An 11702-nucleotide genomic window follows, 5' to 3' on the forward strand; every position below is an offset into this window, starting at 1 on the left:
ATCGGACCTGGCTCAGCTGAGATACCAGCGCAGCAGCGCCGTCAGCTGGCCCACCATGCCCTTGCCCGTGAGCAGTTCGCCGGCGATGGCGGCGGCAAAGCCCAGCATCGCCACGCGTCCGTTGAGCAGCTCCACTCCGGCCAGAGCCCTGGTGTTCCAAGGTTTGGGGCTGGTCATGCTGGCGCCAAAGCGCTCCACCGGCTCGTACAGAAACTTTGATTGGTCGGAGTTTTCCGGTAGGTCGGAGTTCTCCGGGCGATCTGCGTTGTTCAGGCTCATGGGCGGGGACCTGTCCAGTTTTCCTTGACCAGCTGGCGGGCCCGGCCCAGGGCCAGCGCCCCATCGGGGACATCCTTGGTGATGGTGGATCCGGCCCCCACCGTCACGTTGCTGCCTAGCCGCAGGGGCGCCACCAGCACCGAGTTGGCACCGGTCTTGCTGCCGGCCCCCACCACCGTGCGGTGCTTGCGCATTCCGTCGTAGTTGGCCGTAATCGTGCCGGCTCCCACGTTCACCCCCGCGCCCAGGTCGGCGTCGCCGATGTAGCTGAGGTGGTTCACTTTCACGCCGCTGGCCAGGCTGCTGTTTTTCACCTCCACGAAGTTGCCGATGTGGCACTGCTGGCCGAGTTGGGTGCCCGGGCGGAGTTGGGCAAAGGGCCCGATGGCGCAGCCATCGGCTACCTCGGCCTGCCGCAGGACGGAGTGGAGCACGGAGACGTTGGCGCCCAGTTGGCTGTCTTCAATCAGGCAACCGGGGCCGATGCGGCAGCCATCGCCGATCGAGCTGGTGCCGCGGAAATGGCACTGGGGTTCGACCACCACATCTCGGCCGAACCGGGTGCCCTCACTGAGGGTGCAGCTGGCGGGGTCGACGAAGGTCACACCTTCAGCCATCCAGTGGCGCCGCAGGCGATCCTGCAGCAGGGCCTCACACTGGCTGAGCTGGAGCCGGTCGTTGATGCCGGTGATCTCATCGGCGTCGTCCACCTCCCGGTGCATGGCCGGGTTGAGCATGGCCACTGTGTCGGTGAGATAGAGCTCGCCCTGGTCGTTGTCGGTGGTGAGCTGCGGCAGCACCGCCGACAGCTGCTGCCAGTTGAAGCAGTAGATGCCCGCATTGGTGAGGGCGTTGCGGCGTTGCTCGTCGTTGCAGTCGCGGTGCTCCACGATGGCGCTCACCTGTCCATCGGGGCTGGCAAACACTCGGCCATAGCCGCTGGGATCGGCCAGCCGGGCGGTGAGCAGGGTGACGGCGGCGCCGCTGCTGCGGTGTTGCTCCAGTAAGGCGGCGAGAGTTTCAGAGCGCAGCAGGGGCACGTCGCCATTGAGCACCAGCAGATCGCCGCGGAAATCCCGCAATGGCTCCAGCAGCTGCTGCACGGCGTCGCCCGTGCCGTTCTGGGGCTGTTGCAGCACAAATTCCAGGCCGCTGTGCCCCTCCAGTTCCTGTTCCACCCGTTCAGCCTGGTGGCCCACGATCAGCAGGCGGCGGTCGGGCTGGAGGTGCTCACAGCTGGCCAGCACCCGCTCCACCAAGGTGGCGCCGGCCAGGGGCTGCAGCACCTTGGGCAGGGCGCTCTTCATGCGCGTGCCCTTCCCGGCAGCCAACACGGCAACGGCAAGCATGGACAGGTGCAAACGGCTGGGCCGGAATCTACGCGGGCTGCTTCAGGGGGCAGGCTGGCGCAGGCGGGCCAGATCGTCCCAGAAGCCTGGGTAGGACACGGCCGCCGCCTCAGGGCGGTGCAGCTGGCTAGCGCCGGCGGCAATGCCCGCGGCCACCGCCAGGCTCATCGCCACCCGGTGGTCGGTTTCGCTGTCGACCGTGGCGCCGCGGAGCTCGGTGATGCCCGTGATCGTCATACCGTCTTCGAATTCCTCAATCCGGGCCCCCATCGCCCCCAGTTGGCGGGCCATCACCGCCAGCCGGTCGGTTTCCTTCACCCGCAGTTCCTCGGCATCGCGGATGCGGCTGGTGCCTTCAGCGCAGCAGGCCGCCACGGCCAGCACGGGGATTTCATCCACCAATCGCGGAATCAGGTCGCCGCCGATCTCAAAGGCCCGCAGGGGGCCATGGCTCACCTGCAGATCCCCCACCGGCTCGCCGGCCACATCGCGGGCATTGATCACCGTGATGTTGGCGCCCATCTGCTCAAGCACCTCGAGGATGCCGGTACGGCTGGGATTGAGGCCCACGTTCTCCACCGTGAGCGCGGCGCCGGGGGTAATCGCACTGGCTACCAGCCAGAAGGCGGCGGAGCTGATGTCACCGGGCACCACCACGCTCTGGCCGCGCAGGGTCTGGCCTGGCGTCAGGGTCACCACGGTGTTCCCCGCTCCACCCACCGTCAGGTCGGCCCCGAAGGCCCGCAGCATCCGCTCGCTGTGGTCGCGGCTCTGGGCCGGCTCAATCACGGTGGTGGGCCCCTCTGCGGTGAGGGCGGCCAGCAGGATGGCGCTCTTCACCTGGGCCGAGGCCACCGGCGTCTCGATCGTGGTGCCCTGCAGCGGCTGGCCCAGCACCGCCAGCGGGGCGAAGTTGCCGTCCTTGCGGCCGTGAATCACGGCGCCCATCGCGGCCAGGGGCGCCCCCACCCGCCGCATCGGCCGGCCCCGTAGGGATCCGTCGCCGGTGAGCACGAAGTGGCGCCCCGCCCGGCCCGCCAGCAGGCCGAGCATCAGCCGCATCGTGGTGCCGGAGTTGCCGCAGTCGAGCACGTTCGCGGGTTCCTGGAGCCCATCGAGGCCTACGCCTTGCACAGTCACCGGCTCGCCGGCACGGATCTCCGACACCGTTACCCCCATGGCCCGCAGGCAGGCGGCAGTGCTGAGTGGGTCTTCGGCGGGCAGTAAGCCCTCGATGCGGGTTGTGCCCTCGGCGATGGCGCCGAAGAGGAGCGCCCGATGGGAGATGGATTTATCGCCCGGCACCTGCACCGAGCCGCGCAGGCTGCCGCCGCCGCGGAGCTGCAGGGGGCTGGAGGCGGTAGTGGTCTCAGCCACGGGCAAGCAGGGCGCTGGTGCGGCGATCCTATGGAGTGTGCTTTCCCCCGCCGATGGCCTGGCTCCTGTCTCTGCTGCTCACCCTGTTGCTGGCTGTGCCCGCCTGGGCCGCGGCTCCTGACTCCCAGCAGCAGCCTCTGCAGCGCGATGCCTACCTCTGTGAGGGGGATCCGCTGCAGGCAGAGGTGTTTGCGGGGGCCGTGGATGCGCCTGGGATCGCCAACATCAGCGTGGGCACGCCACCGGGTGCCTTTGTCGTGCTCCGCTGGCGCGGTGTGAGCCTGCAGCTGCCGCGCACCAACAATGCCGGCGCGCCCAGTTACACCGATGGCCGCTGGTGGTGGAGCGCGGTGGACCCGGAGCACCCCGAGTTCAGGCAGCGCCGGGGCGGGGTTGAGCGTTACGGGTGCGAGCGGGGGGAGGCAGGGCCCTGGTCTGACTAGCGTCGATGAGCTGCTCCGTTGTGTTGATCTTGGCGCCGCTGGCCCTGGTGGCCTGCCTGCTCCTACTGGTGCTGTGGCCCTCCTGGCTGATCCGCCTGGTGCTGCAGCCGCTGCTGCCCCAGGTGCTGTTCTGCGCCGGCGGTCGGCGCCGGCAGCTGGCGATCACCATCGACGACGGCCCGAGCTGGGCGGAGCAGCCGGGCGATCCCACCAGCCTGCAGCTGCTGGACCTGCTCAGGCGCCTGCAGGTGCAGGCCACCTTCTTTGTGATCGGCGAGCACCTGGAGCGGGGGGCGCCGCAGTTTGTGGCGCGGGCCCTGGCGGAGGGCCACAGCATCGGCAACCACCTGCAGCGCGATCGGATCTCCGCCTGCCTGGACGGGCCAGCGTTCATCGAAGAGCTGCTCAGCACGGAGCAATCCCTGCAGCGGGCCGCTACGCCCCAGCCGTTGCCGCTGCACTGGCTTCGCCCTGGTGGCGGCTGGGTGCATCCTCCGATGCTGCGCCGGGTGGAGGCCTATGGCTATCGCACCGTGCTCGGGTCGGTGTTCCCCTGGGACACGTTCCATCCGCCGCTGGCCTTTCAGCGTTGGTTTGTAGGCCGCAATGCCCATCCCGGCGCCGTTCTGGTGTTGCACGACCGGCCTGACACCATCGCTGCCACCCTCGGCACGCTGGCGGCTGTGGTGCCGGAGCTGCAGCGCCGGGGCTACAAGTTTGTGGGCCTGGATCAGTTGGTGGCGGATGACTGCGTTGAGGACGCTTAAGGGGGGTCTTCGCGTTCGTTGCTGCAGTCGTTGCCCATGGGTCCACTGGGGAACGTCCTTCAGCCGTTCAGCGTTCGGGCTCGATGGTCTACCCCAGCAGTAGCCCCGCCTCACTGTTGGCGCTGGCTTCGGCGCTGCGCAGATCGAAGAGCAGGTCTTCGAGGCTCAGGTCTTCCAGCGCCTTGAGCCGGGCCCGCTCCAGTCGCCGCTGCAGGGCCTCGGTGACCTGATCGGCTGGCGAGACCTCCTGGCCAACAGTCGGGCTCATGCCGATGTCGCCCCATTGCAGCGCAGCCCCTTCTCCCAGCCCGGCCAGCACCGCAGCCAGGCTGATCTCCCGCGCTGGCCGTGCCAGTTGGTAGCCACCCTGACGGCCCCGGCGCGCCACAAGGAGTCCGTGGCGCCGCAAGCGCAGCAGCAGTTGCTCCAGCATCGGCTCCGGCAGCTGCTGGGTCTGGGCCAAGGCGTGGGTCGACTGCCACTGCGAGGGGTGGGCTGCCAGCTCCAGCAGGGCCTTGAGGGCATGGCTGGCCTGGCGCGACAGCATCAGGACCGAGCCGCGAGCCGCTCCAGCACGTGCTCCAGGGTGTAGCCAAACAGCGCCGGATCGGGCTCCGTGGTGCCCACATCCGCCAAGCCCAGCTCGGCCCAGCGGGCATCGATGCGCGCCTCCAGCTCGGCTGGTCGGCCCAGCGGCTCGCCCCAGGGGTGGCGCTTCTCCGGGCCGATCTTGGTGGTGGCATCGATCGCCAGCCGGCCGCCCAGGCCCAGGCGTTCGCTGGCGAAGTCGAGCGTGTCGAAGGGGGTGTCCTCGAGCACGAACAGATCCCGCTGGGGATCCACCTGGGCGCTGATCGCCCAGATCACTTGGCGTGGGTCGCGGATGTTGATGCTCTTGTCGACCACCACCACAAATTTGGTGTAGGTGAACTGGGGCAGGGCGCTCCAGAAGGCCATCGCCGCTCGCTTGGCCTGGCCGGGGTAGGCCTTGTCGATGGCGATCACGGCCAGCTTGTAGCTCAGGCCCTCCATCGGCAGGAAGAAATCGACGATCTCCGGGATCTGCTGGCGCAGGATCGGCGTGTAGATGCGATTCAGCGCAATGGCGAGCATCGCGTCTTCCTTGGGGGGCCGGCCGCTGAAGGTGGTGAAGTAAATCGGGTCGCGCCGTTGGGTGACGCACTGGATGCGCACCAGGGGTGAATCCTCAACGCCGCCGTAGAAGCCCATGTGGTCGCCAAAGGGCCCATCGGCCAGCTCCTCGCCCGGCGTGATCGTGCCTTCGAGCACCACCTCGCTGTGGCTGGGCACCTCCAGGTTGACCGTTTTGCACTTGGCCAGCCGCACGCCTTCACCCGCGTAGAGGCCGGCAAACAGCCACTCGCTCAGCTGCACCGGAATCGGCGTAGCCGCCGCCATCACCAGCAGCGGGTGCACGCCAATGGCGATGGCGATCTCCAGCTTCTTGCCCATGGCCGCCGCCTTGCGCAGGTGGCGGGCGCCGCCGCGCACGCTCAGCCAGTGCACTGTGAGTGAGTTGATGCTCTGCTGCTGCTGCCGGTACACGCCCACGTTGGGCGTGCCGGTTTCGGGGTCCTTGGTGATCACCAGCCCCAGGGTGATGATCCGGCCGCCATCGCCCGGCCAGGGGCGCAGCAGCGGCAGGGCATCGAGGTTCACCGCTTCCCCCTTGAACACCTGCTGGCGGCAGGGGGGGGTGAGATCGAGATCGGGCCGGGCCTTGAGCACATCCAGCAGCACCGAGCCAAACCGCACCGCCTCGCGGGCGCCCTTGGGAGGGCGAGGCTGTTGCAGCAGGGCCAGGCGCTCGCCCAGGGCCTCGAGCTCCTCGGGTCGCTCCATGCCCAGGCTCCACAGCACCCGTTCCTGGGTGCCGAGCAGGTTCACTGCCACCGGCATCGACGAGCCGATGACGTTTTCAAATAGCAATCCCGGCCCGCCGGCCGCCAGTACCCGATCGGCGATCGCCGCCAATTCCAGGTCGGGATCCACCGGGGCAGTAATGCGGCGCAGGGCGCCACGGCTCTCCAGCAGCTCCAAGAAACCGCGCAGGTCCCGGCGGCTGCGCTGGCTGAACACGGGCGCGGCCATGGGGGCAGACATCAGGTCATTCCAGTCAAACCACTGTGACGGATGCCCCTGATTACTGTGGCGCTCCTGAGCTGTCGCAGCGCCCGTGCTGGTTTCCTACTTCCACACCTCCGAGTGCGTTCCGGCCCTGAATGTTGCGGCTGCAGGCGGGCCCGATGCAGCCGGTTTGCCTGATGCAGCCGTGGTGATCGATGTGCTGCGGGCCACCACCACCATCGCCTGGTCGCTGCAGAATGGCGCCGAGGCGGTTGAGGCCTTTGCCAGCCTGGATGAGCTGGAGGCGGCCGCTGCTGCCTGGCCGGCCGAAAAGCGGCTGCGGGCCGGCGAGCGGGGCGGCCAACGGGTGCAGGGCTACGACCTGGGTAACTCGCCCCTGGCGGTCACTCCCGAGCTGGTGGGGGGCAAGCGGATCTTCATGAGCACCACCAACGGCACTCGCTCCCTGGCGGTGGTCAAGCCGGTGCCGCTGCTGTTGACGGCCTGCCTGCCGAACCGCACGGCGGTTGCCCGGCGTCTGCTCGAGCACGACTGCAAACGGGTGTGGATCGTCGGCAGTGGCTGGGAGGGTGATTACTCCCTGGAAGACAGCCTGGCGGCTGGTGCCGTGGCTTCGGCAGCCATGGAGATGGCCGTGGCTCCCCACATCGGCGTGAGCTGCGGTAACGATGAAATGTTGGCGGCCCTGGCCCTGTGGCAGCAGTGGCGCCACGATCCAGAAACCGCTCTGCGCTCCGCCAGCCACGGCCAACGCCTGATCGGCCTGGGCAACCATGACGCCGATTTCGCCTGCTGCGCCGCCATTGACACCCTGAAGATGGTGCCCTTCCAGGCGGAGCACGGGGTGCTCAAGGCCAGCTGAGGGTCCCTGACGCACCTTGGCAGTTCCCTTACAGTTCGCCCGTGCGTTTTGGGCAGTCGGTGAGCAGTTTTCTGGCGGCAGCTGTGCAGCTCACCAGCACCCCGGATCCGGATGCGAATTTCGCCGCTGCCGAAGAGCAGATCGAATTGGCGGCCCGCCGCGGTGCCGAACTGGTGGGTCTGCCGGAGAATTTCGCCTTCATGGGGGATGACGAGCGTCGCCTCGAGCTGGCGACTTCCCTGGCCGAACGCTGCAGTCGCTTTCTGGTCACCATGGCGCGCCGCTATCAGGTGACCTTGCTCGGGGGCGGCTTTCCGGTGCCGGCTGGTCCCGGCCAAACCTTCAATCGGGCTGAGCTCGTCAGCACCGAAGGCCAGCTGCTGGCCCAATACGACAAGATCCACCTGTTCGACGTCGACCTGCCGGACGGCAACACCTACCGAGAATCGGCCACCGTGCAGCCCGGCAACCAACTTCCGCCGGTGGTGGATGTGCCAGGGCTGGGGCGGGTTGGCCTCTCGATCTGTTACGACGTGCGCTTTCCGGAGCTCTACCGCCATCTCGCCGCAGCGGGAGTGGATGTGTTGATGGTGCCGGCGGCCTTCACCGCCTTCACTGGCAAAGACCACTGGCAGGTGCTGCTGCAGGCTCGCGCCATCGAGAACACGGCCTATGTGCTGGCACCCGCCCAGACCGGCCTGCACTACGGCCGGCGCCAGAGCCACGGTCATGCGCTGATGATTGACCCCTGGGGCACAGTGCTCGCCGATGCCGGTGTCGGTGTCGGTTCGGCGGTGGCCCCGATCGACCCGGGTCATGCCAAGCGGGTGCGGGCCCAGATGCCCAGCCTGGAGCATCGCCGGCCGGCCCTGTTCTGACGGTCCTGATGCGTTGGCCTGTCAGCGTCAAGTGGACATCAGCCCTGGCGGCCCTGGCCTTGGTGTTGGCGGATCTGCCGGCCTGGGCGTCGTCGCTGGCGGCCTGGCGCATCACCCGCGCCGGCCAGCTGGAGCTGCGCACCAGCCTTGATGTGCGTCCCCAGGCGTTCTTTGAAGCGGGATCAGCGTTGCGGGGGCCGCGGGTTTGGGTGGATCTGCCTGGCGCCCCGTCCCGCACCCGCACCGTTCGGGGGGGTGGCGCTGTGCGGGAGGTGCGCATCGGCCGGCCCGATGGCTTCACCACCCGCCTGGTGGTGGAGTTTGCCCCCGGCACCCAACTGGATCCTGGTGGGCTGAGGCTGGTGGGCACCGCCCGGGACCGCTGGCGGATGGAGTTGCCGGGGCTGGCCAATCAAACGGGCCTTGGTCTGGGAGAGGGCGATCTCGACGCCGTCAGCCGTGCTGGGTGGGACCGGGAGAGCACCTTCCCCACCTCCAGCACACCCCTATCGGCCGATGGCCTGCCGGTGGTGCCCCGGGGGCGCTTCAAGGTGGTGATCGATCCCGGCCACGGCGGACCCGATCCTGGGGCCGTGGGCATCGGCGGCCTGCGGGAAACCGATGTGGTGCTTGATGTCTGTCTGCAGATGGCCCGGTTGCTGCAGGCTCGCGGCGTTCAGGTGCTGATGACCCGCACCTCTGAGGTGGACGTCGATCTCCCCCCTCGGGTTGCCTTGGCCAACAGCAGTGGCGCCGATCTGTTTGTGAGCGTGCACGCCAATGCCTTGAGCATGGCGCGCCCCGATGTGAACGGCATCGAGACCTTCTACTTCGAGGGGGCGGGGGCCGCCTCGCGCCGTCTGGCGGGGGCACTGCAGCAGCAGATGCTCGCCATTTCACCTGGCACACCGGATCGGGGCGTGCGCACGGGCCGCTTCTTCGTGATTCGCCGCACGGTGATGCCTTCGGCCCTGGTGGAGATGGGTTTTCTCACCGGCGAGCTCGATTCCCGCCGCCTCGCCGATCCCGATTACCGCCGGCGCATGGCGCTCGCCCTCTCGGCTGGGATTCTCAATGCCCTGCAGGACCGGCCATGAGTGCATTGGTAGGACTCTTCGACAGCGGCCTCGGCGGGCTCACGGTGCTGCGCCGTCTGCAGGAGCGCTATCCCCACTCCTCCTGCTTGTACCTCGGCGACACGGCCCGGGTTCCCTATGGCCAGCGCAGCGTGGCCGACATCCGCGCCATCGCAGCCGAGGTGGTGATGTGGTTGCGGCACCAGCAGGTGGGCGTGCTGGTGATGGCCTGCAATACCTCCAATGCCCTGGCTCTGGATGTGGCTGTGGCCGAGGCCGGCGTGCCGGTGGTGGGGTTGATCGACAGCGTGGCGGCCGATCTGGATAGTGAGCGCGTGGGTGTGCTCGCCACCCCCGCCACCGCCAGCAGCGGCGCCTACCGCCGGGCGATCCATGCCTGCCATCCCCACGCTGAGGTGCTGGAGGTGGGCTGCCCGGCCTTTGTGCCCCTGATTGAGGCGGGGGATTTGCAGGCTCCGGCCGTGGAGGCCGAGGCGCTGGCCTACCTGGCTCCCCTGCTGGCGGCCGGCGTCGACACGGTCGTGCTGGGCTGCACCCACTACCCGATGTTGCGCCCGCTGCTCACGGCCCTGCTGCCTCCCCACGTGCGGCTCGTCGACCCAGCGGCTTCCGCCGTGCGGCGGCTGGGCCCCTTGCTCGCCAGCATGGGAGGGATGCCCGAAGGAGAGTTGTCAGGTGTGGATGTGGTCCCACCAGCCCAGCGCACCCGGGTCTGCGTGAGCGGTTGCGCGGAAGCCTTCGCTGATGGGGCCAGCCGCTGGCTGGGCTATCGACCGTCGGTGGAGCGGGTCGACCTGCGGTCGGTCGGCTGAGCCTTCTAGGATCGCGCCACGGCGGAGGTGTTGTGGCAACGGTTGCAGAGCTGCTCCAGCCCGTTGAGGCTGATCTGGATGCCCTGCTGGCCGATCTGCGCAGCCTGATCGGAGCCGGTCACCCCATTCTTCAGGCCGCTGCAGAGCATCTGTTTGCCGCTGGGGGCAAACGTTTGCGTCCCGGCATCGTGCTGCTGCTGTCTCGGGCGGTGGCTGCCGATGGCGAACTGGGCCCGCGGCATCGGCGTTTGGCCGAGATCACCGAGATGATCCACACGGCCTCCCTGGTGCACGACGATGTCGTCGACGAGGCCGCCACCCGCCGCGGTGTTGACACCGTGCACAGTCGCTTCAACCACCGCGTCGCTGTGCTGGCTGGTGATTTTTTGTTTGCCCAGGCCAGTTGGCACCTCGCCAACCTCGACGATCTCGAGGTGGTCAAGCTACTCAGTCGGGTGATCATGGATCTGGCCGACGGTGAGGTGAAGCAGGGCCTGTTCCGCTACGACACCGGCCAGAGCTTCGAGACCTACCTCGAGAAGAGCTACTGCAAAACGGCTTCCCTGATTGCCAACAGCGCCCGGGCGGCCGGCGTGCTCACGGGCCTGCCTGCGCCCCAGCTCGATGATCTGTATCGCTTTGGGCGCCAGCTGGGTCTGGCCTTCCAGGTGGTCGACGACATCCTCGATTTCACCGGCAGCGACCAGCAACTGGGCAAGCCGGCCGCTAGCGATCTGGCCTCGGGGTACCTCACTGCACCGGCCCTCTATGCCCTTCAGGAGCGACCGGCCCTGGCCTGCCTGATCGAGCGGGAATTCAGCGAGGAGGGCGACCTCGAGCAGGCCCTCGAGCTGGTTCGCGGCTGCGAGGCGATTCCCCGCTCGCGGGCACTGGCCGAGGGCTTTGCCCAGGAGGCTTCTCAAGCCCTGGACTGGTTGGCACCCTCCGAGCCCCGCAGCGCCCTGCGTGCCCTGCCGGATTTCGTGCTCAGCCGGCTGTATTGATCATTCGCCTCCCACTGCCAGCAGGGGCGTCTGCTGGAGGCTGCTGAGAAACCGCTCGATGCCCGGGTAAACCCGCTGCCGCTCGTGTTTGCTGATCTGGGCGGGCGGCACCACAAACACCTGGCAGCCAGCGGCGCGGGCCGCCTGGGCCCCGGCCGGGGAATCTTCAAACGCCCAGGTCTGCTCGGGCGCAACCCCCAGACGCTCGGCGGCCAGCAGGAACACATCCGGTGCCGGCTTGCCAGCCGCCAGCGCTGGATCGTCGCCATGGACCCGGGTGGTGATTGCCTCCAGCCATGGATGGGGTGCCGTTTTGAGCGCCACGGCTGCGCGCGAGCTGCTGGTGGCGAGCGCCATCGGGATGGCTAGCGCAACGCAGCACTGCACCAGCTCCACCGCCCCCGCGGTGGGCTGGGCGTGGATCAGCAGGGCTTCAGCGATGGGCTGGCGCACGTCCAACAGGGCTTCAGGGCTGGGGGCGGAGCCTTGGGCCGCTTCGATCCAGTCGACCACCTGGTCTGCGCAATCCAGGCGGCGGCGGCCCCGCAGGCCCAGCAGCTGGGCGTCTGTCAGCAGGCAGCCGAAATGCTCGGCGGCTTGACGCCAGGCCTGGGCGTGCAAGGGCTCGGTATCGAGCAGCAGGCCATCGAGATCAAACAGGCAGGCAGCAGGCTTCCCCATCCGACCATTCTCGGCGACGGCAGTGGCGTCATCGGCTGGCCGAG

General features: G+C 68.4%; 13 protein-coding genes. 7 read left to right on the top strand and 6 right to left on the bottom strand.

The window, feature by feature from the left end:
* Nucleotides 1-12: 12 nt before the first annotated feature.
* From CJZ78_RS03490 to aroA, 3 genes are read right to left on the bottom strand one after another with little or no spacing between them, the layout of a single operon-like run.
* The gene (locus CJZ78_RS03490; RefSeq protein WP_094559520.1) at nt 13-279 is read right to left on the bottom strand and encodes a chlorophyll a/b-binding protein; all 267 of its coding nucleotides are present in this window, start codon (nt 277-279) and stop codon (nt 13-15) included.
* On the bottom strand, nt 276-1628 hold the full coding sequence (gene glmU, locus CJZ78_RS03495) for a bifunctional UDP-N-acetylglucosamine diphosphorylase/glucosamine-1-phosphate N-acetyltransferase GlmU (RefSeq protein ID WP_094559521.1): 1353 nt from the start codon (nt 1626-1628) through the stop codon (nt 276-278). Before glmU ends, CJZ78_RS03490 begins: the two co-directional genes overlap by 4 nt.
* Nucleotides 1629-1670: 42 nt before the next feature.
* Entirely contained in the window at nt 1671-3005 is a 1335-nt protein-coding gene (gene aroA / locus CJZ78_RS03500; protein ID WP_094559639.1) for a 3-phosphoshikimate 1-carboxyvinyltransferase, read from the bottom strand.
* A gap of 53 nt (nt 3006-3058) precedes the next feature.
* Between aroA and CJZ78_RS03505 the strand changes: the two genes are divergently transcribed.
* Complete coding sequence (locus tag CJZ78_RS03505; protein WP_094559522.1) at nt 3059-3448, top strand: hypothetical protein; 390 nt, start codon at nt 3059-3061, stop codon at nt 3446-3448.
* 5 nt (nt 3449-3453) lie between these two features.
* A complete protein-coding gene (locus CJZ78_RS03510; RefSeq protein ID WP_094559523.1) occupies nt 3454-4215 on the top strand; it encodes a polysaccharide deacetylase family protein in 762 nt (253 codons plus the stop codon).
* A gap of 88 nt (nt 4216-4303) precedes the next feature.
* Here the strand turns inward: CJZ78_RS03510 and CJZ78_RS03515 are convergent, their stop codons facing one another.
* Both CJZ78_RS03515 and CJZ78_RS03520 read right to left on the bottom strand, forming a co-directional pair.
* On the bottom strand, nt 4304-4762 hold the full coding sequence (locus CJZ78_RS03515; RefSeq protein WP_094559524.1) for an Rrf2 family transcriptional regulator: 459 nt from the start codon (nt 4760-4762) through the stop codon (nt 4304-4306).
* Nucleotides 4762-6339, bottom strand: a complete 1578-nt coding sequence (locus CJZ78_RS03520; RefSeq protein ID WP_198953835.1) for a UbiD family decarboxylase — start codon at nt 6337-6339, stop codon at nt 4762-4764. The genes CJZ78_RS03515 and CJZ78_RS03520 overlap by 1 nt, the downstream gene beginning before the upstream one ends.
* A gap of 73 nt (nt 6340-6412) precedes the next feature.
* Here CJZ78_RS03520 and CJZ78_RS03525 point away from each other — a divergent pair, with 73 nt between their 5' ends.
* Genes CJZ78_RS03525 through sds form a run of 5 tightly spaced genes read left to right on the top strand, consistent with a single transcriptional unit; the run spans nt 6413 to nt 10977 of the window.
* A complete protein-coding gene (locus CJZ78_RS03525; RefSeq protein WP_094559525.1) occupies nt 6413-7186 on the top strand; it encodes a 2-phosphosulfolactate phosphatase family protein in 774 nt (257 codons plus the stop codon).
* Between the two features lie 59 nt (nt 7187-7245).
* Nucleotides 7246-8064 (top strand): carbon-nitrogen hydrolase family protein, encoded by an 819-nt coding sequence (locus CJZ78_RS03530; protein WP_094559641.1) that lies wholly within the window; start codon nt 7246-7248, stop codon nt 8062-8064.
* Nucleotides 8065-8072: 8 nt separating this feature from the next.
* Nucleotides 8073-9161 (top strand): N-acetylmuramoyl-L-alanine amidase, encoded by a 1089-nt coding sequence (locus CJZ78_RS03535; RefSeq protein WP_094559526.1) that lies wholly within the window; start codon nt 8073-8075, stop codon nt 9159-9161.
* On the top strand, nt 9158-9973 hold the full coding sequence (gene murI, locus CJZ78_RS03540) for a glutamate racemase (protein WP_094559527.1): 816 nt from the start codon (nt 9158-9160) through the stop codon (nt 9971-9973). The genes CJZ78_RS03535 and murI overlap by 4 nt, the downstream gene beginning before the upstream one ends.
* 32 nt (nt 9974-10005) lie before the next feature.
* Nucleotides 10006-10977, top strand: a complete 972-nt coding sequence (gene sds / locus CJZ78_RS03545) for a solanesyl diphosphate synthase (protein WP_094559528.1) — start codon at nt 10006-10008, stop codon at nt 10975-10977.
* Here the strand turns inward: sds and CJZ78_RS03550 are convergent, their stop codons facing one another.
* On the bottom strand, nt 10978-11658 hold the full coding sequence (locus CJZ78_RS03550; protein ID WP_094559529.1) for an HAD family phosphatase: 681 nt from the start codon (nt 11656-11658) through the stop codon (nt 10978-10980).
* Between the last annotated feature and the right edge of the window lie 44 nt (nt 11659-11702).

The organism is Synechococcus sp. 8F6, from assembly GCF_002252665.1.
Classification (GTDB): Bacteria; Cyanobacteriota; Cyanobacteriia; order PCC-6307; family Cyanobiaceae; genus Cyanobium_A.